This is a genomic window from Micromonospora sp. NPDC047730 (genome assembly GCF_043204765.1).
Lineage (GTDB): Bacteria > Actinomycetota > Actinomycetes > Mycobacteriales > Micromonosporaceae > Micromonospora.
The window spans coordinates 304,072-329,413 of sequence record NZ_JBIDCU010000002.1 but is presented as its reverse complement, the minus strand read 5'-3'; the positions used below and the strand labels follow the sequence as shown (position 1 = coordinate 329,413).

General features: G+C 73.5%; 25 protein-coding genes and 1 tRNA gene. 11 read left to right on the top strand and 15 right to left on the bottom strand.

The window, feature by feature from the left end; translation table 11 throughout:
• Window positions 1-149 precede the first annotated feature (149 nt).
• Window positions 150-413 (bottom strand): cell division protein CrgA, encoded by a 264-nt coding sequence (locus ACGF5G_RS06990; protein ID WP_350702307.1) that lies wholly within the window; start codon window positions 411-413, stop codon window positions 150-152.
• A 227-nt stretch (window positions 414-640) separates the two neighbouring features.
• Between ACGF5G_RS06990 and ACGF5G_RS06985 the strand changes: the two genes are divergently transcribed.
• From ACGF5G_RS06985 to ACGF5G_RS06970, 4 genes are read left to right on the top strand one after another with little or no spacing between them, the layout of a single operon-like run.
• Entirely contained in the window at window positions 641-1,447 is an 807-nt protein-coding gene (locus ACGF5G_RS06985; RefSeq protein ID WP_393259655.1) for a DUF881 domain-containing protein, read from the top strand.
• On the top strand, window positions 1,444-3,306 hold the full coding sequence (locus tag ACGF5G_RS06980; RefSeq protein ID WP_393259653.1) for a class E sortase: 1,863 nt from the start codon (window positions 1,444-1,446) through the stop codon (window positions 3,304-3,306). Before ACGF5G_RS06985 ends, ACGF5G_RS06980 begins: the two co-directional genes overlap by 4 nt.
• A gap of 3 nt (window positions 3,307-3,309) precedes the next feature.
• Window positions 3,310-3,591: a hypothetical protein gene (locus ACGF5G_RS06975; protein WP_350702311.1), complete on the top strand. Its 282-nt coding sequence runs from the start codon at window positions 3,310-3,312 to the stop codon at window positions 3,589-3,591.
• 8 nt (window positions 3,592-3,599) lie between these two features.
• On the top strand, window positions 3,600-4,250 hold the full coding sequence (locus tag ACGF5G_RS06970; protein ID WP_393259651.1) for an aminodeoxychorismate/anthranilate synthase component II: 651 nt from the start codon (window positions 3,600-3,602) through the stop codon (window positions 4,248-4,250).
• A gap of 57 nt (window positions 4,251-4,307) precedes the next feature.
• Here the strand turns inward: ACGF5G_RS06970 and ACGF5G_RS06965 are convergent, their stop codons facing one another.
• The 8 genes from ACGF5G_RS06965 to ACGF5G_RS06930 all read right to left on the bottom strand — a co-directional run bounded on the left by ACGF5G_RS06965 (window position 4,308) and on the right by ACGF5G_RS06930 (window position 14,077).
• On the bottom strand, window positions 4,308-4,973 hold the full coding sequence (locus ACGF5G_RS06965) for a vancomycin high temperature exclusion protein (protein ID WP_393259649.1): 666 nt from the start codon (window positions 4,971-4,973) through the stop codon (window positions 4,308-4,310).
• Window positions 4,974-5,154: 181 nt separating this feature from the next.
• Window positions 5,155-6,951 carry a Stk1 family PASTA domain-containing Ser/Thr kinase gene (gene pknB, locus ACGF5G_RS06960; RefSeq protein WP_393259647.1) on the bottom strand — a complete coding sequence of 599 codons (1,797 nt, stop codon included), beginning with the start codon at window positions 6,949-6,951 and terminating at the stop codon, window positions 5,155-5,157.
• A complete protein-coding gene (locus ACGF5G_RS06955) occupies window positions 6,948-8,351 on the bottom strand; it encodes a protein kinase (protein WP_393259646.1) in 1,404 nt (467 codons plus the stop codon). The genes pknB and ACGF5G_RS06955 overlap by 4 nt, the downstream gene beginning before the upstream one ends.
• A 1-nt stretch (window position 8,352) precedes the next feature.
• Window positions 8,353-9,858: a peptidoglycan D,D-transpeptidase FtsI family protein gene (locus tag ACGF5G_RS06950; protein WP_393259644.1), complete on the bottom strand. Its 1,506-nt coding sequence runs from the start codon at window positions 9,856-9,858 to the stop codon at window positions 8,353-8,355.
• Window positions 9,855-11,291 (bottom strand): FtsW/RodA/SpoVE family cell cycle protein, encoded by a 1,437-nt coding sequence (locus ACGF5G_RS06945; protein ID WP_393260650.1) that lies wholly within the window; start codon window positions 11,289-11,291, stop codon window positions 9,855-9,857. Before ACGF5G_RS06945 ends, ACGF5G_RS06950 begins: the two co-directional genes overlap by 4 nt.
• A gap of 84 nt (window positions 11,292-11,375) precedes the next feature.
• Window positions 11,376-12,800: a PP2C family protein-serine/threonine phosphatase gene (locus ACGF5G_RS06940; protein ID WP_393259642.1), complete on the bottom strand. Its 1,425-nt coding sequence runs from the start codon at window positions 12,798-12,800 to the stop codon at window positions 11,376-11,378.
• The gene (locus tag ACGF5G_RS06935; protein WP_111134465.1) at window positions 12,797-13,282 is read right to left on the bottom strand and encodes an FHA domain-containing protein; all 486 of its coding nucleotides are present in this window, start codon (window positions 13,280-13,282) and stop codon (window positions 12,797-12,799) included. Before ACGF5G_RS06935 ends, ACGF5G_RS06940 begins: the two co-directional genes overlap by 4 nt.
• A gap of 6 nt (window positions 13,283-13,288) precedes the next feature.
• A complete protein-coding gene (locus ACGF5G_RS06930; RefSeq protein WP_091100240.1) occupies window positions 13,289-14,077 on the bottom strand; it encodes a DUF3662 and FHA domain-containing protein in 789 nt (262 codons plus the stop codon).
• Between the two features lie 226 nt (window positions 14,078-14,303).
• On the opposite strand from ACGF5G_RS06930, the gene ACGF5G_RS06925 reads away from it, so the two are divergent.
• The 3 genes from ACGF5G_RS06925 to ACGF5G_RS06915 all read left to right on the top strand — a co-directional run bounded on the left by ACGF5G_RS06925 (window position 14,304) and on the right by ACGF5G_RS06915 (window position 16,374).
• Window positions 14,304-14,389: transfer RNA gene (locus tag ACGF5G_RS06925), tRNA-Leu, on the top strand.
• Window positions 14,390-14,497: 108 nt separating this feature from the next.
• Complete coding sequence (locus tag ACGF5G_RS06920; RefSeq protein WP_393259640.1) at window positions 14,498-15,571, top strand: NAD-dependent epimerase/dehydratase family protein; 1,074 nt, start codon at window positions 14,498-14,500, stop codon at window positions 15,569-15,571.
• Window positions 15,568-16,374 (top strand): WecB/TagA/CpsF family glycosyltransferase, encoded by an 807-nt coding sequence (locus ACGF5G_RS06915; protein ID WP_393259638.1) that lies wholly within the window; start codon window positions 15,568-15,570, stop codon window positions 16,372-16,374. Before ACGF5G_RS06920 ends, ACGF5G_RS06915 begins: the two co-directional genes overlap by 4 nt.
• A 78-nt stretch (window positions 16,375-16,452) precedes the next feature.
• On the opposite strand, the gene ACGF5G_RS06910 is transcribed toward ACGF5G_RS06915, so the two are convergent.
• Window positions 16,453-18,312 carry a S8 family serine peptidase gene (locus ACGF5G_RS06910; RefSeq protein WP_393259636.1) on the bottom strand — a complete coding sequence of 620 codons (1,860 nt, stop codon included), beginning with the start codon at window positions 18,310-18,312 and terminating at the stop codon, window positions 16,453-16,455.
• Between the two features lie 214 nt (window positions 18,313-18,526).
• On the opposite strand from ACGF5G_RS06910, the gene ACGF5G_RS06905 reads away from it, so the two are divergent.
• On the top strand, window positions 18,527-19,126 hold the full coding sequence (locus ACGF5G_RS06905; protein WP_393259635.1) for a hypothetical protein: 600 nt from the start codon (window positions 18,527-18,529) through the stop codon (window positions 19,124-19,126).
• Here the strand turns inward: ACGF5G_RS06905 and ACGF5G_RS06900 are convergent.
• From ACGF5G_RS06900 to ACGF5G_RS06890, 3 genes are all read right to left on the bottom strand, one after another.
• The gene (locus tag ACGF5G_RS06900) at window positions 19,094-19,498 is read right to left on the bottom strand and encodes a hypothetical protein (protein ID WP_393259633.1); all 405 of its coding nucleotides are present in this window, start codon (window positions 19,496-19,498) and stop codon (window positions 19,094-19,096) included. The two genes, ACGF5G_RS06905 and ACGF5G_RS06900, sit on opposite strands and share 33 nt — an antisense overlap.
• Window positions 19,499-19,694: 196 nt before the next feature.
• Window positions 19,695-19,916: a DUF397 domain-containing protein gene (locus tag ACGF5G_RS06895; protein ID WP_350683267.1), complete on the bottom strand. Its 222-nt coding sequence runs from the start codon at window positions 19,914-19,916 to the stop codon at window positions 19,695-19,697.
• A complete protein-coding gene (locus ACGF5G_RS06890) occupies window positions 19,886-20,767 on the bottom strand; it encodes a helix-turn-helix transcriptional regulator (RefSeq protein WP_350702337.1) in 882 nt (293 codons plus the stop codon). Before ACGF5G_RS06890 ends, ACGF5G_RS06895 begins: the two co-directional genes overlap by 31 nt.
• 632 nt (window positions 20,768-21,399) lie before the next feature.
• On the opposite strand from ACGF5G_RS06890, the gene ACGF5G_RS06885 reads away from it, so the two are divergent.
• Window positions 21,400-21,687, top strand: coding sequence for a hypothetical protein (locus ACGF5G_RS06885; RefSeq protein ID WP_357450074.1), 288 nt, complete (start codon window positions 21,400-21,402; stop codon window positions 21,685-21,687).
• 98 nt (window positions 21,688-21,785) lie between these two features.
• Entirely contained in the window at window positions 21,786-22,217 is a 432-nt protein-coding gene (locus ACGF5G_RS06880; RefSeq protein WP_393259631.1) for a hypothetical protein, read from the top strand.
• Between the two features lie 72 nt (window positions 22,218-22,289).
• Here ACGF5G_RS06880 and ACGF5G_RS06875 read toward each other — a convergent pair whose 3' ends face one another.
• Together ACGF5G_RS06875 and ACGF5G_RS06870 are read right to left on the bottom strand one after the other, a co-directional pair.
• On the bottom strand, window positions 22,290-23,096 hold the full coding sequence (locus ACGF5G_RS06875) for a PASTA domain-containing protein (RefSeq protein ID WP_393259629.1): 807 nt from the start codon (window positions 23,094-23,096) through the stop codon (window positions 22,290-22,292).
• A 180-nt stretch (window positions 23,097-23,276) separates the two neighbouring features.
• Window positions 23,277-23,951: a PASTA domain-containing protein gene (locus ACGF5G_RS06870; RefSeq protein WP_393259627.1), complete on the bottom strand. Its 675-nt coding sequence runs from the start codon at window positions 23,949-23,951 to the stop codon at window positions 23,277-23,279.
• Between the two features lie 123 nt (window positions 23,952-24,074).
• Between ACGF5G_RS06870 and ACGF5G_RS06865 the strand changes: the two genes are divergently transcribed.
• Window positions 24,075-25,334: a hypothetical protein gene (locus ACGF5G_RS06865; RefSeq protein WP_393259625.1), complete on the top strand. Its 1,260-nt coding sequence runs from the start codon at window positions 24,075-24,077 to the stop codon at window positions 25,332-25,334.
• The last annotated feature ends 8 nt before the right edge of the window (window positions 25,335-25,342 follow it).

Genomic DNA, 25,342 nt, shown 5'->3' with positions numbered 1-25,342 from the left:
ATCTCGCACTCCGGCCGCGCCGCCCTGCGCACACCATAGGTGGCCCGACCCGAAACCGCCGGTCAGGGTCTCCGCCGAGTGACACACGTGCGGCGCCGCCCCGGGCGGCGCGGGTGGCCCGGCGCCAAGCGGTCGCCGGGCGGGGCCGCTCAGCGCCAGCGGGAGAGCAGGATCAGGGAGGCGACCATCGCGCCGAAGCCCACCGCGAGGTTCCAGTAACCCCACGACATGACCGGGTACTCCTGCTCGGAGAGGTAGTAGACCACCAGCCAGCCGATGCCGAAGACGATGAGGCTGACCGCCGAGATCGGCAGCCACACCGGGCTAGGCTTGCGCGTCGCCGCCGTCGCCGTCGGACGGACGTCCGTCGGCGGGGTGTACACCTTCTTCTTGCGGACCTGAGACTTGGGCACGACGCTCTCCAGAGGGGTGACGACCTCGTCCGGCCTGACAACCGGGCGCGGGGGCGACGGTCCATGGCCAATAATGTTCGACAGCTAGCGTAGTCCCGAAGACCCGTCCAAGCCACGAATGGGGTCAGGCCGGTGCTCGGAGTGACCGAAAAAGGCGGGACTGTTCGGGTCGCCGCACCGGCCCGCCGCCTCGCGGGCTGAACCAGACGACGGGGAAGGAACGCTCGGTGGAGTACACATCCGGCGCGGCATCCTGGCAGAAGGTGCTCCGGCGGGTGGTCGCCGGCCTCCTGCCACGGCGACCGCGGCAGCGCCGACCGGGCTGGTCGATCGGGGTGCCGCTGATCGCCGCCGCGGCCGGGCTGCTCTTCACCACCACGGCGACCACCGCCGGCGGCACCGCCCTACGCGAGGACCGGCGCCCCCAGCTCAACCAGCTCATCGAGGACCGCCGCGCGGAGGTGGCGGCCAGCGAGCAACGCGCCGCCACGCTGCGCGGGGAGGTCGAGGACCGCACCACGGCGTTGGCCAGCTCGGACGGCCCCATCAAGGAGCAGCAGGACCGGGCGGCCGCCAGCCGGGAGGCCGCCGGATTCACCGCGCTCAGCGGCCCCGGGGTAACGGTGGAACTCAACGACGCGCCCCGCCGCAACGACGGGACCCTGCCCGCCGGGGCCACCAACGACGACCTGGTCGTCCACCAGGGGGACGTGCAGGCAGTGGTGAACGCCCTCTGGGCGGGTGGTGCCGAGGCCATGTCCATCATGAACGTCCGCGTGCTGTCGACCAGCGCGGTACGCTGCGTCGGTAACACCCTGCTGCTGCACGGCCGGGTGTACTCCCCTCCATTCAAGATCGTAGCAATCGGCGATCCCGCTACCCTTCAGCGGGCCCTCGCCGAGTCCGAGGGAGTCCGGTTGTTCAGGGACCTGGTCGACGACTACAAGCTCGGCTACAAGGAGTCCGTCTCCACCGTCGCCGTGCCGGCGTTCGAGGATTCGACAACGCTCCGGTCGGCGACGGTGCCACGGTGACCCGCGACGACTGGCCGGAGGAGCCCGACGGCCGGCACCGCGACCACGGTGACGGCCCGACGGAGTTCCTGCCCAAGGTCAATCGTCCCGCCCCGGCCGGAGCCTGGCCGGAGCCGGCGCTGCCGCCCCGCTCCCCGGCGTCGCGCCCGCACGGTCCCGGCCCGTCGGTCGGCGACGGCCGCCCGACCGGCGGCCAACCCGGCGAATGGGCGCGCGCCGTGTCCGACCCCGCCCGTTCCGCCGAGCCCGCCCGCCCCGCCGATTCCGCCCGGCCCGGCGACCAGGCGCGCCCGGGCGGCCCCGCGTGGGAGCCCGGTCGTCCCGCGAACCCCGGCCGGTTCGCCCCCGGCGCCGACCAGGCCCGCACCACCGTCAACCCGGCCCGGCCCGCCGACCCGGACCGCCTCGGGCCCGATCGCCCCGGCCACGCCGGCTTCGGCCGCCCCGGCCCCACCGACCACGGCCGCCCCGGCCCTGCCGGCTTCGACCGCCCCGGCCCCACCGGCTTCGGCCGCCCCGACAACGGCCGCCCCGGCCCTGCCGACCCCGACCACGGCCGCCCCGGTCTCGGCGACTTCGGCCCACCCGCCGGCCGCTCAGACGTCGGCTCGCCGGCCCGTCCCGTGGACTTCGGCCCGCCCACCGGCACCGCCGGCCGGGGTGCCCCCGTCCCACCACCGTGGTCGGGCGCCGGCCAGCTCCGGCCGGCCGCCCCGCCGCACCCGGCGCCGCCGGCCGGCCCCGTCGGGCAGCCGGACGCCACCCGGGCGGCCGGGCAGGGCGGCGAACGGTCGCTCCGTCCGCCCGTGGACCGCGCCGCCGCCCAGGGCGACCGGCCGGCCACCGACGGGCCGACCGCCTTCATCCCGAAGAGCGGCGCGGCCGTCGGGGGGCCGTCCACCCCGGCTTCGCCGACCGTCCCCGACCGCTCGGCCGACCCCGGGGCCACCGCCGTGATCCCGGCCGTCTCCGGGCGTACGCCGGCCGGCTCGGCGGCCTTGTTCGAGTCGACCGCCCTGATGGGGGCCGTGCCGCGCCCCCCGAAGACGGACGAACCCGACATCCCCGACGCCGGCACCGAGCAGCCCCGGCCACGCCGGGGCGAACGGATCGTCCAGCTCCGGCCGGAGCAGACCGGCGAGGGCTACAAGAGCGTCTACTCGGAGCTGACCCGGCCGTCGCTGGGCTCCCGGCTACGCGCCGGCATCCGGATCACCGGCGAGGTGCTGATCACCTTCGGCATGGTGGTGCTGCTCTTCGCCGGCTACGAGGTGTGGGGCAAGTCGGCGATCGTCGACGCCCACCAGAACGATCTCAGCCAGCAGTTGGCGCAGGCGTGGGGGCCGGAGGGCGACCCGACCGTGGCGCCGTCGGCCAGCGCGCCCACCAAGCCGAAGCCGCCGGTGCAGGGCAAGCCGATGGCGGGGCTCTACATCCCCAAGCTGGACAAGAACTGGGTCGTGGTCGAGGGCGTCACCCAGAAGGACATCCGGTACGCGCCCGGCCACTACCCGTCCAGCGCCCTGCCGGGCCAGGTGGGCAACTTCTCCGTCGCCGGGCACCGCAACCGCGCCACCTTCTGGCGACTTGACGAGCTGAACGACGGCGACGCCATCGTGGTGGAGAGCAAGACCGACTGGTACGTCTACAAGGTGAGCCAGAGCCGGATCGTCCGGCCCACCCAGGTGGAGGTGGTGGCGCCCGTGCCGGGCAAGCCCGGGGCGAAGCCGACCAAGTCGATGCTCACCCTGACCACGTGCAACCCGAAGTTCGACAACTACCAGCGCCTGATCATCCACGCCGAGTTGGCGCGCACCCAGCCGAAGTCGGCGGGTCGCCCGGCGGAACTGGGAGGCTAGGCGGTGTACGGCTGGATCTGGCGCAAGCTCCCCTTCGGTCTGCCCGGCAAGCTCGTCGGCAGCCTGCTGATCGCCAGCGCGATGGTGGCCCTGCTCTGGTACGTGGTCTTCCCCTGGGCCGAGCCCCTGCTGCCCTTCGACGACGTGCAGGTCACGCAGGAGTCCGGCGAACCCGGCGACGTCGGCGTGGTGCCCGGCGACGGGGAGGCGACGCCCGGCGACGGGCACGACCTGCCGTACGACACCGAACGGAACAACACCCCGCCCCCCTCCCCGGACGAGTGAGCCCCCTGATGCGTGTCCTGGTGATCGACAACTACGACTCGTTCGTGTTCAACATCGTGCAGTATCTTGGCCAGCTCGGCGTGGACTGCGAGGTCCGGCGCAACGACGAGATCGAGGTCGCCGAGGTGGGCAGGGCCGGCGCGGCCGGCGTCCTGTTGTCGCCCGGTCCGGGCAGCCCCGACCGGGCCGGCATCTGCCTCGACGTCATCCGCCGGTACGCGGGCGAGCTGCCGATCTTCGGCGTCTGCCTGGGGCACCAGGCGATCGGCGAGGCATTCGGCGCCACGGTGACCCGCGCCCCCGAGCTGCTGCACGGCAAGACCTCCGAGGTCCGCCACCAGGGCGTCGGAGTGCTCGCCGGCCTGCCGGACCCGTTCACCGCCACCCGCTACCACTCGCTCGCGGTGCTGCCCGAGACGCTGCCCGAGGAGCTGGAGGTCACCGGCTGGACCGGCTCCGGGGTGGTGATGGCGATGCGCCACCGGACGCTGCCGATCGAGGGCGTCCAGTTCCACCCCGAGTCCGTACTCACCGAGGGCGGCCACCTCATGTTGGCGAACTGGCTCGCCGCCTGCGGTCACCCCGAGGCGCTGGATCGGGCCCCGGAGCTGGCCGCCGAGGTGGACGCGCGCCGCCGCGCCGCCTTCGCCGCCGGCTGAGCGGCAGGACTGTCCACGCCGAGCCCCGACCCTCGACGGAACCCGCGAAGGGCGTGGTCAGCCCTTCAGCGCGTCCTGCACCGCCGGGTCGGTCGGCGAGCGGACCGCGGGCGGCCTGCGTCGCACCGCGTCCCATGCCGCCTTGCCGCTGGCGAAGTAGTCCCGGACCGCTTTCCCCACGAGCAGGGCGGGCCCGCAGCCGGGACAGCGAGCGGTCACTCCGTCGGCGTCGAGGCCGAGGTGTCGGCACAGCGTGACCGCCCGGGACAGGTGGTAGGACTGGGTCACGACCAGGGCCCGCTCGATCCCGTACACGTCGCGCGCCCGGGCACAGCTGTCGTACGTGTCCAGCCCGAACGGGTCGGCCACGACGCGACGCGGATCGACACCCAGCCGCTCGGTCAGGTAGGAGGTCATCACCGCCGGCTCGTCACCGGAGGTGCCACCCCCGTCGCCCGACACGAGGACCACCCGCGCCCGCCCGCTGTGCACCAGCTCGGCGGCGGTTTCGAGGCGGCCGGTGAGCCGGTCGCCCGGTTGGCGTCGGTCCGCCGCCACCGCGGTGCCCAGGACGATCACGACGTCGGCGGCCGGCGCACCGGCCTCGTCGTACACGTGGCCGTGGGCGGCGACCGTGGTCCACAGCCAGGGAAGACTGGCGAGCAGCAGCGCGGCCAGAGCGGGAACCGCCGCGCGGGTCAGGCGTCGCCGCCACAGGTTCACCGGACCCGCCGGGCCCGTCGCCCCTCTCACGAGTGACGTCCGGCGGGAACCCTCGCATCCACCCGTTTGTCCTCTCTGTGCGCAGCACGGCCCGAACCGGGCGAGCATCCGCCACCGTCGACGGACCTCGCCGGCAAACGCCCGGCCGACGGATCCCGGCGGGGCGTCACCCGCCGGGGGGTCACTGCTCGGAGAGCCGGGCCGGTGGGGTGGTCGGGAACAGCGGGAAGCCGCCGCCACCGCCGGAGGGTGGTGTGTTGCTGGGCGTGGGGCTCGGCGAGTCGGACGGCGTCGGCTCGGCCTGCGGCACGCTGACCACGATCGTCACCGTCTTGCCCTTCGCGAGGTTGCGCCCGGGTTGTGGGTCCTGCGAGAGGACGCGCCCGGCCTCGGCCGCCGGCACCTCCCGGCCCTGCTCGACGTCGACGTCGTAGCCGGCGGCCTTCAGCTCGTCCTTGGCATCCTTCTCGGTGGAGCCGACCACGTTCGGCACCCGGCCGACGTTGCCCTTGGAGACGGTGACGGTGACCGTGGTTCCCTCCGCCACCCGCGTGCCCGAGGTCGGCGACACCTCCAGGACGATGCCCTCCGGCTGCGCGCTGTCCTTCTCTTCCTTCTTGACCTTGAAGCCCTCGTTCTTCAGCCGCTCCTCCACGTTCTCGAAGGTGGAGCCGACGAGGGCGGGCGGGATGGCCTTCGTGGCGGGGCCGCCGCAGACCTGGACGACGACTTCCTGGTTGGGTTCCAGGGCCGAGTTGGCGGCCGGCGTCTGGTTGACCACCTGGCCCTTCTTGCAGTTGGCGTCGAAGTGCTGCTCGCCCTCCCTGGGCACCAGGTTGGCCTGCTGGATCCGGGTGAACGCCTCCTGCTGCGTCAGGCCGGTCACGGTGGGAACGGTGACCTTGTCGTCGCCCTGGTTCAGCAGGGCGGCGACGAGGGCGATCACCGCGAGCACGCCGACCGCGGCGAAGGTCGCGATGAGCCAGGACGACGCCCTACGCCGGCGGGGGTCGCCGACCCGGGCCGGGATCTGCCGGGTCTGCGGTGCGCCGGGCGCGGCCGGGTGGCCGGCACCGGCCGGGACGACCCGCGTCGTCTCGTCCTGCGGCAGCACGGGGGTGGCCAGCACCGGGCGGCCGGCGGCGGCGCGGAGCAGGTCGGCCCGCATCTCGCCGGCGCTCTGGTAGCGGTTGAGCGGGTTCTTCGACAGCGCCTTGAGCACGATCGCGTCGACGGCCGGGTTGACGTCCGGGTTGATGTCGCTCGGCGTCGGCGGGGCCTCCCGCACGTGCTGGTAGGCCACGCTGACCGGGCTGTCGCCGACGAACGGCGGGTGCCCGCAGACCAGTTCGAAGAGCACGCAGCCGGCGGCGTAGACGTCGGACCGGGCGTCGACCGCCTCGCCCCGCGCCTGCTCGGGCGACAGGTACTGCGCCGTGCCGATCACCGCGCTGGTCTGGGTCATCGTGGTGGCGCCGCTGGCCAGCGCCCGCGCGATGCCGAAGTCCATCACCTTGACCTGGCCGGTCTGGGTGAGCATCACGTTGCCGGGCTTGATGTCCCGGTGGATGATGCCGTGCCGGTGGCTGAACTCCAGCGCCGCGCACATGTCGGCGCAGATCTCCAGCGCCCGGCGCGGCTGGAGCCGCCCCTCGACGCCGAGAACCTCCTTGAGGGTCCGCCCGTTGACGAACTCCATCACGATGAACGGCAGCGTCTCGCCGGTCGGCGCGGTCTCCTCGCCGGTGTCGTAGACGGCCACGATCGCCGGGTGGTTGAGGGACGCCGCGTTCTGCGCCTCGCGGCGGAACCGCATCTGGAAGGTGGCGTCCCGGGCGAGGTCGGTCCGGAGCATCTTGATCGCGACGTCCCGACCGAGCCGGAGATCGCGACCGCGGTGCACCTCGGCCATGCCGCCGTAGCCGAGCAGCTCGCCGACCTGGTACCTGCCACCGAGCAGGCGGGCCTGCGCTGTCATCGCGTCTGTCGTCCTTCGCTCGTCGTCTCGTCGCCGCCCGGCCGGGGCAGTTCCTGTCGACGGTACGACGTCCGGGCCGGATCGTCGCGTCCGTCGGGCCGCAGCACGCCGAACGTCACCGTCTGCGGGGTGACCGCGCCGGACTGCTGCGACCGCTCCCGCAGGTTGTAGGAAATCACGCCGGAGCAGACGAGGACCAGTACGGCCAGGAGGATGGCGAGTAACACCATCCCGGGCCGGGACCGTCGCCCGCCGGGCTGGGGCGCCAGCGGGGCGGCCTGCCCCGCGTACGCCATCGGACGGGCCGGCGGCACGGTCGCCGCGCCGCGCGGGTAGCCGGGCGGGGCCACGGGTGGGCGGGGCACCGACGCGGCGGGCGCGACGGTCGTGGGGCGGTGCGGCGCGACGGCCGGGCGGGGTGCCGCCACGGGCGGGCGCTGCGGCTGCGGGGCGGCGGTCGGCGGCCGGTGCGGGGCGACCCGCGGGTGCGCCGCCGGTGCCGGCACCTGGGCGCGGCCGGGCGGGGCGGCGGGCGACGCCGGGGCCGCGGAGATCGGCCGGCCACCGGCGCGGGCCTGCTGGGAGAGCTGGGCCTTCAACTGCCGGGCCACCCCGGCCAGCGCGGCGGCGCTGGGCCAGCGGGCCGCCGGGTCCTTCGCCAGGGCCCGCTCCACCACGGCCCGGACCTGCGGCGGGATGTCGGCGGGCAGCGGGCGGGGGGCCTCCCGGACGTGCCGCATGGCGATCTCGAGGGGATTGTCGCCCTCGAACGGCCGCCGGCCGGCCAGGCACTGGTACGCGACCACGCCGAGCGCGTAGACGTCGGACGCGGACGTGGCGACGCCGCCGGTGGCCTGCTCGGGGGAGATGTACGAGGCGGTGCCGAGCACCGAGCCGGCCGCGGTGAGCTGGGCGACCAGGTCCGACCGGGCGATGCCGAAGTCGGTGAGCACCAGGGTGCCGTTGGGCCGGACCAGCAGGTTGCCCGGCTTCACGTCCCGGTGCACGATGCCCTTCACGTGCGCCGCGTGCAGCGCGTCGGCCGCCTGGGCGACCAGCGCCATCGTGCGGGCCGGGGTGAGCCGGCCCACCCGGGCCAGGGTGGCCGACAGCGCGTCGCCCTCGACGTACTCCATGACCAGGAAGGCGATCTGCTGGTCGTTGCCGAAGTCGTAGACGTCGACCACGCCGGGGTGGTTGATCGTCGCCATGGTGCGGGCCTCGCCGCGGAACCGCTCGGCGAAGTCGGGGTCGTCGAGCAGCGCGGGGAGCAGGCTCTTGACGGCGACCGTCCGGCCGAGCACCTGGTCGGTGCCGCGCCAGACGTCGCCCATGCCACCGCTGGCGATCCGCTCGTCGAGGCGGTAGCGGTTGCCGAGCTGCACCCCGGGGCTGAGCATGTCAGCGGCCTCCGGGATCGGCGATGGCGGCGCGCATGATCTGCCCGGCGATCCGGGCCGCCTCGGCGCTGCCGCCCGGGCCGGCCTGCTCCAGCATGACGCAGACCGCCGAGACCGGGTTCCCGTTCTTGTCGAGCGCGAAGCCGATGAACCAGCCGTGGTCCGGCCGGTCGGGCGCGGACTGCGCGGTGCCGGTCTTGCCGCCGACGGTGTAGCCGCTGATCCGCGCGCTCTCGCCGGTGCCGTTCTCGACGACGCTGACCATCATCTCCCGCAGGTCGCCGGCGACCTGGCCGCTAACCGGCTGGCGCAGCTCCCGGGGATTGGCGGTGTAGTAGCTGGTGGTGCGATCCGGGCCGAGGAGCTGGCGGACGAGGTACGGGCGCATCTGGCTGCCGCCGTTCGCGACCGAGGCGGCGATCAGGGCGCCCTGCAGCGGGGTCATCCGGACGTCGCGCTGGCCGATGGAGGACTGGGCGAGCGCAGCGGGGTCGTCGCCGCCGTCGGCGTTCTCCATGCTGCCGGTGCGGCTGGCCGCCACCGGGTGGCCGCCCTCCCCGAGCTGGCCGACGGTGAGGTCCTCCTGCTCGAAGCCGAACTGCCGGGCCTTCTCCTTGATCTTGTCCGCGCCGAGCCGGACGCCGAGCTGCGCGAAGCCCGTGTTGCACGACTCGGTGACCGCGTTCATCAGGGTGACCTCGTCCTCCGGGCAGATCGACGCCGCCGCGTTGCGGATCGGCGTGCCCGAGGTCGGCGGGGTGTAGCTGGACCCGGCCGGGATCCTGGTGTCCTGCCCGATGCCGTTCTCCAGCGCCGCGGCGGCCACCACGATCTTGAAGGTGGAGCCCGGTGGCAGCACCTCGCCGATGGCCCGGTTCTTCAACGGGCCGTTCGGGTTCTGCTCCAGCGCGTTGTACGCGGCCGTCGCCTCGTTGGTGTTGTGACCGGTCAGCGGGTTCGGGTCGAAGCTGGGCATGGAGACCAGCGCCTGCACCGCCCCGGTACGCGGGTCGATGGCGATCGCCGCGCCCCTCGGGACGTCGTTGCGGTTGTTGCGCAACTGCTCGTACGCGACGTCCTGGGCGCGCTTGGAGAGGGTGAGCAGCACGTTGCCGCCGCCGGTCTTGTCGCCGGTGAACATGTCCTTGAACCGGTCGATGAAGAGCTGGTCGCTGGTGCCGGCCAGGAAGTCGTTCTCGAACTTCTCGATGCCGGTGTCGGCGAGGTTGACCGGCTTGTAGCCGAGCACGTGCGCGTACTTGGCGCCGCCCGGGTAGGTGCGCTGGTACTTCAGCTCGCCGCTGGTCTCCTTGCTGGTGGCGAGGGCCGTGCCGCCGGCCTCGATGTTGCCGCGCTTGCGCTCGTACTCGGCGACCTGGACCCGGCCGTTGTAGTCGCTGGTGCGGTATTCGTCGGCCTTGTAGGCCTGGATCCAGTTCAGGTTGGCGAAGAGCAACCCGAAGAGGACCATCACGACGACGCCCACGCGGCGCAGGGGTGCGTTCACGGCCTGATCACCTCCGTGGGGGCACCGTGCAGCTGCTCCGGCGGGCCGCCGGACGGTCGGGCCGCCTTGCCGCCCCCGCCGCCGACCGGCCGGCGGGCCCCGTCGGAGATCCGGAGCAACACCGCGATGAGCAGCCAGTTGGCCATCAGCGACGAGCCGCCGGCGGAGAGGAACGGGGTGGTCTGGCCGGTCAGCGGGATGAGCTTGCTGATCCCGCCGACGATCACGAAGACCTGGAGCCCGAGGGTGAACGCCAGGCCGCCGGCCAGCAGCTTGCCGAACGAGTCGCGGACCGCCAGCGCCGCCCGCAGCCCCCGCTCGACGATCAGCAGATAGACGACGAGCAGCGCGGAGAGGCCGAACAGCCCGATCTCCTCGCCGATGCCGGCGAAGATGAAGTCGTTCTGCACCTCGGGCAGTTTGCCCGGCTGACCGCCGCCCGGCCCGGCGCCGAACATGCCGCCGGTGCCGAGCGCGAGCAGGCCCTGCACCAGTTGGTAGCCGTCCTCGTAGGGATCGGCGAACGGGTCCAGCCAGATCTGCGCCCGCAGGTAGAAGTTCGCGAACGGCCCGCCGACGAGGTCGCCGAGGACGTACGCCAGATAGGCGCCGCCGAAGAAGAGCACCAGGCCGATGAGCAGCCAGCTGACCCGCTCGGTGGCGATGTAGAGCGTCACCACGAACATGCCGAAGTAGAGCAGCGAGGTGCCCAGGTCCTTCTCGAAGACGAGGACCAGGACGCTGACCAGCCAGACCGCGACCACCGGGCCGAGGTCGCGCCCGCGCGGGAAGTCGATGCCGAGGAAGCGGCGGCTCGCCAGCGACAGCACCTCGCGCTTGCGCACGAGGTAGTAGGCGAAGAAGACCAGCAGCGCCAGCTTGGCGAACTCACCGGGCTGGATCGAGAAGCTGTCGCCGAACTTGATCCACAGCTTCGCGCCGTTGATCTCGGAGAACCGGCTCGGCAGCACCGCCGGGATCATCACCAGCACGATGCCGGCCAGCCCCAGGGTGTACGCGTAGCGGGAGATCGAGCGGTGGTCGCGCATCACGACGAGCAGCCCCGCCGCGAGGATCACCGAGAGGAGCGTCCAGGCCAGTTGCCGGCCACCGTTGCCGGCGAAGACGGCCAGGTCCGCCCGCTCGGCGGGGGCGGCGCTGCCCAGGTCGAGCCGGCGCAGGAAGCCCACCCCGATGCCGTTGAGCAGGGCGACGGCCGGCAGCAGGGCCGGGTCGGCGAAGGGCGCCAGGAACCGGATCACCAGGTGCAGGCCGAGGAAGACCGCGGTGAGCGCGGCGGCCGGCAGCCAGAAGTCGGCGGTGACCGTGTCAAGCACGTTCGCCTCGACCATCGCCCCGTACGCGGCCACCAGCACCATGGCCAGCAGCAGGAGCGAGAGCTCCGCGTTACGCCGGGACCGGGCCAGGCGCACGCCGGGCTGCTCGCCCGTGGTGGCGGGCGAGGGTGCCGGGATGGCCGCTGCGGTCACGGATCGTCCTCCGATTCGAGCCGACGCTCACTCCGGCGACCGGCAGGCGGCCGGGTCGAGCGTCGGCGAGACGGCGTCGGAGGGCGTGGCTTCGGGCGTGGTGGTCGGCGCGGCCGGCGTCGCCGAACGGCTACCGGCCGCCGGGCTCGTGCTGGCCGTCGGCGTCGGCGTCGCCGCACCGGCGGTCGGCGTCGGAGTGGTGATGGCCACCGCGCTCGGGCTGGGCGGGCAGATCGGCTTCAGGTTCGGGTTGGTCGGGCTGTCGCTGGTCAGCTCGGCCAGCCGACGCTCGGCGTCCGGCTCGCTCTTGGCCGGAATGCCCTGCTTCACCTGCTCCTGGGCGGCCAGGGTCAGGTCGTCCAGGTCGGCGGGGCTGGTGGAGTGCACGGTGGAGAGGTCCATCCCGGCGATCTCGCCCTGGATGCCCCGGAACACCGCGACCTGGCCCTCCTCCGTCGCCCCGACGTAGTACTGCCGCTGGGTGTAGCTCCAGCCGCCGAAGACGGCCCCGCCGAGGAGCACCAGCAGCGCCAGCGTCGCCGCGGCGGCGCGCACCGGGCGGCGCTTCGGGCGGTCCGGCTCGTCGTCGTCGCCGGCGGGCTCCTCGGGAGCGGGGGGCCGCGGGGCGTTGAGCGCCGACGCGCGGGCGGCGGGGGTGGAGACGTCGGCGGAGGTCGCCATGCCCCGGTCGCGGGCGGCGGCGCCGCCGACGATCGGGCTCGCCTCGACGATGTCCTGGTCGGTGGCGTCCGCGATGATCACCGTGATGTTGTCCGGCCCGCCGCCGCGCAGGGCGAGCTGCACCAACCGCTCCACACACTGCTGGGGGTCGGCGTACTCGCGCATCGTGTCGGCGATCGTGTCGGCGCTGACCACGCCCGAGAGGCCGTCGCTGCAGATCAGGTAGCGGTCGCCCGGCAGCACCTGGCGGACGCTGTATTCCGGGTCGATGTCGCGGCCGTCCAGCGCCCTGGTGAGCAGCGACCGCTGCGGGTGGCTGCTCGCCTCCTCGGCGCTGATCCGGCCCTCGTCGACGAGCATCTGGACGTACGTGTCGTCCTTGGTGATCTGCGCGAACTCGCCGTTGCGCAGGAGGTAGGCCCGCGAGTCGCCGATGTGGACCATGCCCAGCTTGCTGCCGGAGAAGAGGGTGGCGGTGAGCGTGGTGCCCATCCCCTCCAGCTGGGGGTTGGCGTCCACGGTGTCGCGGAGCTGCTGGTTGGCGGTGCCCACGGCCGAACGCAGCGCGTCGACGAGGGCGTCACCCGGGACGTCCTCGTCGAGCGGCGCCATGGCACCGATGACGATGTTGCTGGCGACGTCACCGGCGGCCATGCCGCCCATGCCGTCGGCGACGGCGAGTAGCCGCGGTCCGGCGTAGACGGAATCCTGGTTACCGTCTCGGATCAGACCGCGGTCGCTGTGGGCCGCATAGCGCAGGGTCAGAGTCATGGCCGTAATTCGAGAGAAGTGCGGCCGATCCGGATCGGCACGCCGAGGGGGACGGGGGTTGGTCCGGTGACCTTAGCGCGATCCAGGTAGGTGCCGTTAGTCGAGCCGAGGTCCTCGACGAACCACTGCCCGTCGCGCGGCACCAGCCGGGCGTGCCGTGCCGAGGCGTAGTCGTCGGTGATGACGAGGGTGGAGTCCTCGGCCCGACCGATGGTGATCTGCGCTTCGCCGAGGGTGATCCGCGTCCCCGCCAGTTGACCGGCGGTGACCACGAGCTGGTGCGCCGCCCTGCCCCGCTTCGCCTTCGCCGGTTTCGCCGCCTGCCCGAGCGAGGCCCCGACCGCCCGCGGGGCGGCCACCAGCCGGCCCGACCGGGCCCCCGCGAACAGGTCCCGGCGGATCACGCCGACCACGGTGAACACGAAGATCCACAGCAGGATGAGGAACCCGAACCGGGCGACGGTGATGACGAGTTCCGGCAAGGCGGATCAGCCGTCCACGCGGAAGGTCAGCGTCGTGGTGCCGAGCTGGATCATGTCGCCGGGGTTGAGCGCGACGGCGGAGACCCGCTGGCCGTTGACCATCGTGCCGTTGGTCGACCCCAGGTCGGTCAGCACGACCTGGCCGCCGTCGAAGTCCAGCCGGGCGTGTCGCCGCGAGATGCCGACGTCGGGCAGGCGCAGGTTGGCCTGGTCGCCGCGGCCGATCACGGTCGAGCCCATCTGGAGGGGATAGGTGCGCCCGTCGCCGGAGACCAGCCGCACGTTGCGGCTGCCGCCGTGGCCGGGCGGGGGGCCGTAGCCGCCGCCCTGGTCGTACGCCGGGTAGGCGGGCGGGCCGGCGTCGTAGCCGGGCGCGGAGACCGGGGCGACCTCACCGCCGGTGTAGACCTCGGCGGTGACCCGGAACATGCCCGTGTCCAGCCCCTCGCCGCGTTCGATCTCGACGATCACGTCGCCGTAGACCGTCCAGGCCTGCTCGCCGATGAACTCCGCCTGCGACTGGGCCAGCTCCTGGGCCAGCGCGGCAGCGTACGGCGCCAGCCGACTGTGGTCGTAGGGCGAGAGATCGATCACGTAGCGGTTGGGCACCAACGTGCGCCCACCGGCCAGGATCGCCTTGTGCGCCTCGGCCTCCCGCTGCATGGCGTTGAGGATCTCCACGGGGTGGACCACCCCTTTGAAGACCTTGGCGAAGGCTCCCTCGACCAGGCCTTCCAGACGCTTCTCGAAGCGTTGCAGCACGCTCACCGGCTCCTCCTCGGGTCCCGAGGACATGATGGTATCCGGCCGGAGCGCCCGCAGCTCACACGCCGCTCGGCCGGCTGGCGGCGGCCCGTTCGATGGGGCCGTTGTCGTCGTGCTAGTCTTTCGTCCGCCGAGAACGGTACCGCCTCGACGGACGGTAACCGATCGACGCAATGATCACGGACAGCGTAGGATGTCCGGGGCCCGCTGGAGACAGCAGGACCGGCACAGACTACAGTGTTCGAGGTCAGGCCACGGGGAAGTGGCGGAATGGCAGACGCGCACGGTTCAGGTCCGTGTGCCCGAAAGGGCGTGGGGGTTCAACTCCCCCCTTCCCCACCAACACGCGAGGGCTCCGCAGCGATGCGGGGCCCTCGCGGCGTATCGGGGCCGTGCCGTACGTCACGCTATGCTCCGATGGATTCTGCCTCCGAGGACCAGGAGTGGCGTGTGAGTGTCGCATTCGTGACCGGGTCGGGCGGGCTGATCGGCTCCGAGGCGGTCCGGCACTTCGCCGGCCTCGGTCTCGACGTCGTCGGCATCGACAACGACATGCGGCAGGAGTTCTTCGGCGCGGAGGCTTCGACCGCCTGGAACGTGCGGCGCCTGACCGACGAACTGGGGAGCGCGTACTCGCACCACAGCATCGACATCCGGGACCGGGCCGCGCTGGGCAAGCTCTTCAAGCGGTACGCCGGCGCCGTCGCCGTGGTGATCCACACCGCCGCCCAGCCGTCGCACGACTGGGCCGTGCGCGACCCGTTCACCGACTTCGACGTCAACGCCGCCGGCACACTCAACGTCCTGCAGAACGTGCGCGAGCACTGCATCGGGGCGCCGGTGATCCACTGCTCCACCAACAAGGTCTACGGCGACCGACCGAACAGCCTGCCCCTGGTCGAGCTGGAGACCCGGTGGGAGATCGAGCCGGGCCACCCGTACGAGCAGGGCATCCGCGAGGACATGTCCATCGACGGCTGCCTGCACTCGATCTTCGGCGCCTCGAAGGTCGCGGCCGACGTCATGGTGCAGGAGTACGGCCGCTACTTCGACATGCGGACGGCCTGCTTCCGGGGCGGCACGCTGACCGGGCCGGCGCACTCGGCCACCGAGCTGCACGGCTTCCTCGGGTACGTGATGCGCGCCAACATGGAGCGCCGGACGTACAAGATCTTCGGCTACCAGGGCAAGCAGGTGCGGGACGCGATCCACAGCTCGGACGTGGTCTCCGCGTTCGAGGCGTTCTTCCGCAACCCGCGTTCCGCGGCGGTCTACAACCTCGGCGGCGGCCGGCACTCCAACACCTCCAACCGGGAGGCGTTCGCGCTCGCCGAGCAGATCACCGGCCAGGAGATGGTCACCGAGTACGTCGAGGCCAACCGGATCGGCGACCACAAGTGGTGGATCGGCTCGAACGAGGCATTCCAGGCCGACTACCCGGAATGGAAGCAGGTCTACGACGTTCCCATGATCATGCGCGAGATCTACGAGGCCAACGTGGACAAGTGGGTGCCAGCAGCATGACCGCCAGGGGCAAGCGGAACGTCCTCGGCGTCCTGGTCGACGCCACCGACTACGCCGCGGCGACCGAGCAGGTGGTGGCGGCCGCGCAGGAGCGCCGCCCGCTGGCGCTGACGGCGCTGGCCGTGCACGGGGTGATGACCGGGGTGCTGGACCCGGCGCACAACGCCCGGCTGAACTCCTTCGACGTGGTCACCCCCGACGGCCAGCCGGTGCGCTGGGCGCTCAACCTGCTGCACGGCGCCGGGCTCACCGACCGGGTCTACGGGCCCACGCTCACCCTGCACGTGCTCTCCCGGTTCGCCGACGAGGGCCTCCCGGTCTACCTCTACGGCTCGACGGAGGAGACCCTGGCGAAGCTGATCCCGGCGCTCGAGCGGATGTTCCCGGCCCTCAAGATCGCCGGCGTGGAGCCGTCCAAGTTCCGGGCGGTGCAGCCGGGCGAGGACGTCGAGATCGCCGACCGGATCAAGGCCAGCGGCGCCCGGCTCGTCCTGGTCGGGCTGGGCTGCCCGCGCCAGGAGGTCTTCGCGTACGCCATGCGGCCGCTGCTGGACATGCCGCTGATGGCGGTCGGGGCGGCCTTCGACTACCACGCCGGGCTGCTGCGCCAGCCACCGCCGTGGATGCAGCGGGCCGGCCTGGAGTGGTTCTGGCGCCTCGGCCTGGAGCCGAAGCGGCTGTGGCGCCGGTACGTGATCCTCAACCCGGCCTACCTGGCCCGGCTCGCCGGGCAGAAGACCGGCCTGTGGAAGGCGGTCCCGCCGCCCCCGGCCGCCGACCGGCCGTCCACCTTCGCCGTCTGACCGGAGAACCGGCAGACGTTAGGAAGGGCCCCTTCCTATGCACCAGGCGATAGGAAGGGGCCCTTCCTTGCACTGCGCCTAGAGGGTCAGGGTCCAGGTGTTGATGTAGCCGCTGTCGCCGGCGTAGACGTCCCGCACCCGCAGCTGCCAGGTGCCGTTCGCCGCCTCGCTCGACAGGTTCGCCGTGTAGGTGGTGTTGATGTTGGCCGCGCCGTCCCAGATGTTGCTGTTCTTCAGCCGGTAGGACGAGCCGTCCGGAGCGACCAGGTCGACGACGAGGTCACCGCGGTAGGTGTGCACGATGTTCACCGCGACGGTCGAGGCCGACGAGGCGTTGCGGGCGCACCCGGAGATCGGGATCGAGCTGCTCACCGTGACACCGGTGTCCGGGATCGCGACGTCGGTGCCGTTGGTGCCGGAGCAGCCGCCGCCGGTGCCGGTCACGGTCAGCGAGTAGGTGACGCTCTTGCTGCCGGAGGCCGCCGTGCCCGTCACCGTAACGGTGTAGGTGCCGGGCGCCGTGCTCGCCGAGGTGCTGATGGTGAGCGTCGAGGAACCGCCCGAGGTGACAGTGGCCGGGCTGAACGAGGCGGTCGCCCCGGACGGCAGCCCGCTCGCGGAGAGGCTCACCGACTGGGCCGAGCCGTTGGTGGTGGCGGTGGCCACCGTGGCGGTCACCGAGCCGCCCGGCGCGGTCGAGCCGGAGGTCGGCGAGACCGAGACGGAGAAGTCGTTGGTCGGCGGGGTGTCGTCGTTGACGACGTAGAGCAGCTTGTTCGGCGAGCCGGTGCCCGGGTTGCCCACCACGTTGTTGGTGGCGTTGTTCACCAGGTAGTCGCGGACCTGCTGCGGCGTCCAGGACGGGTTGGCGCTGGCCACCAGGGCCGCCGCGCCGACCACGTGCGGCGTCGCCATCGAGGTGCCGCTGATCGTGTTGGTGGCGGAGTCGCTGGTGTACCACGCCGAGGTGATCGACGAGCCGGGCGCGAAGATGTCCAGGCAGGTGCCGATGTTGGAGAACGAGGACCGGGCGTCCGTGTTGGTCGTCGAGCCGACGGTGATGCCCTCGGCGGTCCGGGCGGGCGAGGTGTTGCAGGCGTTCCCGCCCGAGTCGTTGCCGGCCGCCAGGCCGTAGCTCACGCCCGAGTTGATGGAGTTCCGCACGGCGGTGTCGAGCGTGCTGTTCGCGCCGCCGCCGAGGCTCATGTTGGCCACGGCCGGCTTGGCCGCGTTCTGGGTCACCCAGTCGACACCGGCGATGACGCCGGCGTTCGTGCCGCTGCCCTGGCAGTTGAGCACCCGGACGCCGACCAGCTGGACGCCCTTCGCCACCCCGTACGCCGAGCCGCCGACGGTGCCGGCGACGTGCGTGCCGTGCCCGTTGCAGTCGTCGGCCGAGCCCCCGTCGACGGCGTCGAAGCCGGAGGTGGCCCGGCCGCCGAAGTCGCTGTGGCTGAACCGGATGCCGGTGTCGATGATGTAGGCGTGCACGTTGCTCGCCGTGTTCGGGTACGTGTAGGAGTTGTCCAGCGGCAGCGCCCGCTGGTCGATCCGGTCCAGGCCCCAGGACGGCGGGTTGGTCTGGGTGCCGGCGATCGACACGGTGTGGTTCTGCTCGACGTACGCCACGGCGGGGTCCGCGGCGATCCGGGCGGCGGCCCCAGCGCCGACCCGGACCTCGAAGCCGCGCAGCGCGGCGCCGTAGGTGCGGGCCACCGTGCCGCCGTGCCGGCCGACCAGCCGTTGCGCGGTGTCACCGACGGTGGCGCGGGCGACCGCGGTGTCCTTGAAGACGACGATGTAGCTGTCGGCCACGGCGGTGGCGCCGCCCGCGGCCCGGATCGTGCCGACGGGCTCGGCGGCCATGGCGGGCGTGGCGGCGGCCACCATGGCCATGGTGGCCACCCCGACGAGTAGGGACCTGCGTGGAAGACCCATCTTCTACCTCCCTCCGACCGGCACCCGATCATCGACGTCCGTGGCGATAATCGATGAGTGCCGATCGAGCTGAGGGTAGAGCGGTGTCATCGGGATACAAACATGTCGACTTCCCTATAACACCGGGAGGATGCCCCCTACGGGACGCCGTTACGGGAGGAACGGGGGCCGGCCCCGGATTCGCGCGCGTCGGGAACGGGCAATGCTCTCCGTCATGGAGAGTCACCTCACCGTACTGGCGCCGCTGGCCGCCGTCTGGCTCGCCGCCGGCTGGCTGGCGGACGGGATGCCCCGGCTGGACAGCGCCCGCGCCCTGCGCCGGCGTACCGGATGGGTGCTCGCCCTGACCCTGACCGGCCTGGGCCTGACGGCCGCCGTGCTGGTTGCCGGGCTCTCCGGCGCCGGCGCGACCCCGGCGGACCGGGCCGCCGCCGGCCTCACCCTCGCCGCCGCGCCCGCGCTCGTCGTCGCGGCCTGCACCGTGCGCCGGGTGCGCCGGCTGCGGGCGGGCGCGGGGGCGTTCGCCGCGGCACCCGGGACCCCGGCCCCGCACGGCCTCCGGGCCGCTGCGGCGCACCCGCTGGTCGGGCTTCCGTTGCAGGTCACGGGCCTGGCGATCCTGCCCGCGGTGGCGGCGGCGAGCGCCCCGGAACCGCTGTTCGGGCCCGGGGCGACCGGGCCGGCGATCACCGTCGGGGTGCTGGCGGTCGCCGCCATCGGCGTACGCCACGCGCTGCGGCACAGCCGCCTCGCCGAGCGGGCCGCGCCGCCCCGGCCGGCGTCACCGCGAGCGGCCGGGGCCCTGCACGTATAGCAGCTCCAGGATCGCCCGGGTCGCCTCGAACCAGCGGTCGAGCCACCCGGGCGGCGGGACGCTGCCCTTCGGCGGCAACTCCATCAGCAACCCGCGGAGCAGCGGGTGGTCGGCCAGCGACTCGGCCGGCTCCATCGACCAGCCGCCCGGCGGGAACGACGGCTCGGTCAACGGGTTCGGATCCAGCGACGGCAGGGAAAGCGGCCCCGCCTGCTCCGATGCGGCCGTCGTGGCCTCCCGGCCACCGACCTCCGTGTCGGTCGACACCACCTCGGTCAGGACGGTGTCCCGGCGCGCCCCGCGGTACTTGCCCCCGAAGCGCTCCGGCTTGCCCGGCCCGTTGGTGAGGTTGTCTGACCCGATCGTCGTCATCCGTCTCGCCTGCCTCGTTCGGTTGCGATTCGTGCGGCGGGTTGTCGACCAGCGCCGTATCGAGGGGTACAACGACACGGGCCCGATGTGGCGACGGGACGGCCGGGCTTCTTCGCGGCCGGACCGGACGCGGGCACGGCGATGCCCCCGCCCGGCTGCCCGCCGGACGGGGACACCGCCTCACCTCCCGGTCGCGTCAGTCCCGGCCGAAGCCGCCGCCCTTGGCGCCGGCGACGAAGGCGTGCCAGTCGCCCGGGGCGAAGACCAGGGCCGGACCCGTCTTGTCCTTCGAGTCCCGCACGCCGACCGCCCCCGTCACGTAAGCCACCTCCACGCAGTTGTCACAGTTCGGCCCGCTCTTCGAGCTCTTGAACCACGCTGCCTGCGTCAGGTCCACGGGGAACCCCTTGGTCGCCATTTCCACAACGGCTCCTCTGCCAGTTTCGCGATGTGTGCGATGGACTCCTCCGGACGAATGGCCGCCGCTCGGACGTGATCGAAGATGAAGCTGTACTTCTGCAGTTCGTCGCTCTTCTCCAGGAAGAGCCCACCCGTGGCGTTCTCCGCGTACACGACATCCGGATCACCGGGCTCGGGGAAGCTGAGGATCGTGAAGGTCCCGTCCATGCCGGCGTGCGCCCCCACCTCGAACGGCAGGATCTGCAGCGTCACGTTCGGCAGTTCCGCCACCTCGACCAGCCGGTTGAGCTGGTCACGCATGACCGCGTCCCCACCCACCGGACGGCTCACCACCGCCTCATCGAGCACCACCCACAGATCGACCGGATCATCCTGTGTCAGCAACGACTGACGGCCGAGCCGGACACGGACACGTTGTGCGACCTGGTCAGGGGTGAAGTCCGGCCGCGCGGCGCGGATCATCGCGCTCGCGTACGCCTCGGTCTCCAGCAGGCCGGGCACCACCTGCTGCTCGTACGCGCGGATCGAGCTGGCCGCGGCCTCCAGGCCGACGTACGCGCCGACCAGCACCGTGCTGTACGGGTGCCACCAGCCCTTCTGCCGCGCCTCCCGGGCGATCTGCACCAACTCGTCGCTCTCGGCGCCCACCACCCCGTAGATCCGGAGCATGTCCCGCACGTCGCGCGGCGTCGCCGTGGTGTGACCGGTCTCGATCCGCGAGATCTTCGACGCCGAGCATTCCAGCTGCTCGGCGACGACCTCGATGGTGATCCCGGCCGCCTCCCGCTGCCGCCGCAGTTCCGCGCCGAGGCGGCGGCGCCGGATGGTCGGGCTGCGCCGCTCGCTCACGCCCTCACCACCCCGTCCGCTGGTCGGGACCACCGGCTGTCGGCCCTCACCGGCCCACCTCCGCGTCGCGCGCGCCGCTGCCGTCGCCCGCCGGGGGCGCGACCGTCGAACGGCGGGCGTCGTTCGCGGCGAGGGGGTGGTGCCGGTCATCGGCCGGCCGCGACGGGCGAAACCGGACCCCAGTGTGCCGCCGATACGTGAACGGCTACAAGCGCCGCTTGCGCGCGCCGCTCGCGTATCGGCAAAAGTCGACGTGCAACTTGCATGAAGCACGTCGCTGATGCACTCTGTGCGTATGGCACGGGTTACTCACCGTCTCCGTCCGCTCCCCCGCCGTGGTGAACCCACGGGCTCCGGGACGCGCGCCGGTGGGGCCGCCCGGCCTTCGACAACCAGACCTGCCCCGGGTTGATGACCCCGCCGCTGCACGCCAGTTGGCTGTGGCGGCGGGAGCGGTACCCGGTGCAGCCGGGTGATGGTCGGGTGGCGGTTCGCCACCAGCGGGTACGGCCCGACCACCACCGCCCGCACCACCGGTCCACGAGGGCACGACCCCCGTGGCCGGCCACCGAGACGTCCCCCGACCCGCTCCCGCCGGCCCGTCCGCCGGCCGACCCTTCCCAGGAGCCCATGTGCTTCCCCGCTCCGGTGACGTACTGCACGTGACTCGCGCGGCGAGTGTCCAGTTCCTCAGGCCCATCACGTTCCGGGTCATCCGGGTGCTCGACTGGCCGACCTACGACGGCTGGATCTGGCTCGACGGCTACGAGTTGAACGCCTCGGGGGACGCGGTCAACCGGCGGTCGATCTTCGTCCAGCGGGAGGGTCTGCGCCAACTGCAGGCGGCTCCTGAGCCCCGTACGCACGCCGTGCGGGCACCGCGCCGGCCCGTCGCCCGCACCCCGCTCCGGGTGGGCTGACCTCCGCGATCGGCAGCCGGGGGGCGTGCCCCGCCATAGAATGAGGTACGCCCACCCCGGCAGGTTCCACCCCGCGCGTCCAGGACCCCGAACCTGGGATGGCCATGGTCAATCAGTCCGCCGCGCGGCGGCACCACCGCTCCCGCATCGCCTACGCCTTCGGAATCCTGGCGCTGATCGGCGCCGCCACGACACTCGTGGTCGTGGTCCGCGACCCCGCCCTGTCGTCCACCACCCGGCTGACCGCCCCGGTCCCCGCACCGGAGATCACCGTGGCCGACGACCCGCCGGCCGGCGACGACGGGCAGGACGCCTTCGACGCCCCGTACTCCCCGGACGGAGCGGGCGCACTAGGCGCCGCCGACGAGCCCGGGACCGACGTGCCGGCCGGATCGTCGGACGGCACCGCCGAGGCCGCCCGGCAGTCGCCGGACGACGTCCGCCGTTCCCTCTTCTGGTCCGGGGTCTTCGGTCTGGCCATCTCGCTGGCCGGGCTCGGCCTGGTCGGAACCAGACGCCGGATGTGGTGACCCGGCCGGCCGCCGCTCGTTCGTGCACCACCCGGAGCGGTGACGGTCCCGGGCCGCCCGGTCAGCGGCGGCTCACCTGGTGGCGGTCGGCCCGGCCGTCGTCGGCGTGGGTTCGCCGCCGGTCGGCGTCGCCGCGCCACGGGACACCACCAGGGTGACCTCCTCCCCGTCGGGGACGAGTTCGCCGGCCTCCGGTTCGGTGCGGATCACGGTGCCCTCGGGGCGGTCGGACTCCTGGTACTCCACCCGATGACCCAGCCCGAGGTCGTCCAGGATCGCCTGCGCCGTCGCCAGCGGCAGGTTCACCACGGGCGGCATCGGCACCTGCGCCGGCGCCGAGGTGGTCGGCGGCGCGGAGGGCGAGGGGGTGGTCGGGACAGCCGAGGTCGGCGCGGGGGTCGTCGGCGACGCGCGGGTGACCGACGGGGAGGGCGACAGGCCCGGAACGGCCGGATCGTCGTCGTCCGCGGACTGGAGGGCCAGCCACAGCCCGACCCCGAGCAGGCCGAGCAGCAGCAGCACGACCACCCCCCACAGGATCGGCAGCCACCAGCGCCGCCCGCCGGGCTCCTCGGCGTACCACTCGGCGGCCTCCCGGGGATCCGCCGGCCGGGGCGGCGGCACCTCCGCGCGCCCGGACCAGGCCGCCGGGCCGGACCGCTCGGGCGGCATGGCGGCCGTACGGTCCAGCGGGGCGGCGCGGTCGACGGGCATCGACCGGGTGGCGTCGCCCCCGGCGGGCGGAGGGCCCTTCGGGCCGGGCAGCCGCTGGGTGCGGTCGGCCGGCTCCGGCCCGGCGGACGGGTCGCCGGACGGGGGCAGCGGGCGGGTTTGGTCGTCGTGTTCCCCGGCGGGCGGTTCCTGGCGTTCGTCGCTCATGCCGGCACTCCGCTTCGCTCCGTGCCGACACGAGGCACCACCGCACCGCGCCGATGACTCGCTCGCTGACGCTCGCTCATCGCACGTCCCTCTCCCGACCCGGGCGGGCTTCGTGGCCCCTGACCGCCAACCTAGCGGTCCAGACGGCCATCGGCCGGGATCAGCGTGCCGGACGCTCCGTCACGGCGTCGGGGTGGCGGAGCCCGAGCCCGCCGGTGCCGCACCGCACCAGACCGACACCTGGTCGTTCCACCTGCCCGTGCTGTCGCCGGGCGGGTCCTGACGGGTGACGGTACCGGTCCGACCCGAACCGTACTGCGGGTAGAAGCCCTCGTCGACGAGGTCGTCCCCCGCCTCGTCGCAGTCGTCGCCCACCACGTCCGGCACCGTCGCGGCCGGGGCCGGACCGCTCACGTAGAGCGTCACGGTGCGCCCCGGCCGCACCTGCGTCCCGACCGCCGGGGAGGCGCGCTCCACCGTCCGCCCCGCGCCGCCCAGGAAGACCAGTCGCCAGCCCAACCGCCGCTCACGCAACTCGTCGCGGGCCTCGGCGAAGTCCTCCCCGACCACCTCGGGGACCGTCAGGCCGGCGGGGCGGGCCGGCGCGCTCGTCCGCGCCGGCGTCGACCGCCCCGGCGTCGGGTGGGCGGCGTTCCGGGTGCCGGTGGGCGGAGCGGCCGCCGCCGCGTCCGACGGGATGGGTGGCTCATCCTCGCCGGCCAGGAGCCACCCACCCGTCGCGCCGACGGCGGCGAGCAGCACGACGGCCAGCCCGCCGCCGAGCAGCGTGGTCGTCCGGCCCGCCCCGGCGTCGTCCCGCGCGCCGGCGCCCCCGCCCGTGTACCCGTCCGTCATGCCGTCCACCGCCTCGATCACCGGCGACCGTACCCGCCCCCGCCAAGCCCGACGCGGTCGCGGTCACCCCGGCGGAACCGTGACGACTCGCCGCGCCGAGCACGGGACGTTACGCTCCCCGGCATGGCCAGACGGGGCTGGGGAGGATCGATCGCGATCGCGGTCGGCGTCGCTGCCGGCGCGAGCGCGGCCCAACTGGGCTTCGGCTACGGGCTGGGCATCATCAACTGGGCACCGGCGGACGCCAACGCCGGCGCGACCGCCTGGGTGGCCGGCCTGGTCTGGGCCACCTGGATCGCGGCCACCTCGACGGTCTTCGGCGCGGTGTGCGCCCAGCGGCTGCGCGACCGCGCCCCGGTGCCCGGCGGAGTGCCCGACGACGCGACGGCGGTCGAGCCCGACGCCGGGCCGGGCGACGGCCTCCTCCGGCACGTCGCGCTCGCCGTGGCCGCCGGGGTGGGGGCGCTGGTCACCGTGCTGCTGGTGGCCGTGCCGGCGCGGGCGGCCGTGGCGGCGGACACCGCCTCCCCCCGGAACGTCGCCGCCGCGTACGCGGCGGTCGGCGTCCTGGTCGGGGTGTCGGCCGCCGTCTGGGCGCTGCGCTCGCGGGCCGCCGCCAACAACGTGATCGCCACCGTGGGCTGGCTCTGGCTGCTCGCCGTGGTCGCCGTGGTTGACGGGGTGCTGGCGGGGCGCGGGCTGACCAGCGCCCAACTCGGCATCTGGCAGCTCAGCGCCGACGACGGACGGTTCTGGATCCGGGACTACTTCTACTGGCCCGGGGCGCTGCTGTCGCTCGGCTCAGCGCTGGTGATCGGGGCCCTGGCCGCTCGGGGCAGCGCCCGGCACCCCGACCGGCGGGTCGGGGCGGCCGCCTCGGGCGCGGCCGGTCCCCTGTTGGTCGCGATCGCGTACTTCCTGGCGGTGCCGAGGGTGACCGCGATCAGCCCGGAGCAGGTGTCGGCACACCTGACCGCCCCGTACGCGGTGATCGTCGGGGTCGGCGGTTCCGTCCTGGTCGCCGCCCTCGCCCAGCGGGCCGCCCGGCGGGCCGCTGGGCGCGACCCGGTGACGGTGCCCCGGCAGCGCACCGGCGAGCCGTCCATCGTGCCCGGTCACCCGGTGTCGGAGGAGCACGGCACCCCGGCCCGTGCCGACACCGGCGCCCTTCGCCCGACGTCCGACGTCCCGGAGCGGGCCGGGGAACCGGCCACGCCGACCGGGGAAGCAGCCGCGCCGACCGGGGAAGCAGCCGCGCCGGCTTCCGGGGCGGACCCGGCGGCGCCGACGTCCGACGGGCAGCCCGCCGCGTCCCTGGACCCCGACCCGGAGGATCGCGGGCCCGACGGCCGCCGTCCCCGGTCCGGCCGCCGCACCCGCTGAGGGGACGC

Coding starts and splice junctions, on each gene's coding strand:
- ACGF5G_RS06910 (WP_393259636.1), bottom strand. CDS start 18,312: ATGGGTCTTCCACGCAGGTCCCTACTCGTCGGGGTGGCCACCATGGCC.
- ACGF5G_RS06880 (WP_393259631.1), top strand. CDS start 21,786: ATGGCCATGGTCAATCAGTCCGCCGCGCGGCGGCACCACCGCTCCCGC.
- ACGF5G_RS06895 (WP_350683267.1), bottom strand. CDS start 19,916: ATGGCGACCAAGGGGTTCCCCGTGGACCTGACGCAGGCAGCGTGGTTC.
- ACGF5G_RS06940 (WP_393259642.1), bottom strand. CDS start 12,800: ATGACTCTGACCCTGCGCTATGCGGCCCACAGCGACCGCGGTCTGATC.
- ACGF5G_RS06870 (WP_393259627.1), bottom strand. CDS start 23,951: ATGACGGACGGGTACACGGGCGGGGGCGCCGGCGCGCGGGACGACGCC.
- ACGF5G_RS06900 (WP_393259633.1), bottom strand. CDS start 19,498: ATGACGACGATCGGGTCAGACAACCTCACCAACGGGCCGGGCAAGCCG.
- ACGF5G_RS06915 (WP_393259638.1), top strand. CDS start 15,568: ATGACCGCCAGGGGCAAGCGGAACGTCCTCGGCGTCCTGGTCGACGCC.
- ACGF5G_RS06970 (WP_393259651.1), top strand. CDS start 3,600: ATGCGTGTCCTGGTGATCGACAACTACGACTCGTTCGTGTTCAACATC.
- pknB (WP_393259647.1), bottom strand. CDS start 6,951: ATGACAGCGCAGGCCCGCCTGCTCGGTGGCAGGTACCAGGTCGGCGAG.
- ACGF5G_RS06930 (WP_091100240.1), bottom strand. CDS start 14,077: ATGTCCTCGGGACCCGAGGAGGAGCCGGTGAGCGTGCTGCAACGCTTC.
- ACGF5G_RS06955 (WP_393259646.1), bottom strand. CDS start 8,351: ATGCTCAGCCCCGGGGTGCAGCTCGGCAACCGCTACCGCCTCGACGAG.
- ACGF5G_RS06875 (WP_393259629.1), bottom strand. CDS start 23,096: ATGAGCGACGAACGCCAGGAACCGCCCGCCGGGGAACACGACGACCAA.
- ACGF5G_RS06865 (WP_393259625.1), top strand. CDS start 24,075: ATGGCCAGACGGGGCTGGGGAGGATCGATCGCGATCGCGGTCGGCGTC.
- ACGF5G_RS06905 (WP_393259635.1), top strand. CDS start 18,527: ATGGAGAGTCACCTCACCGTACTGGCGCCGCTGGCCGCCGTCTGGCTC.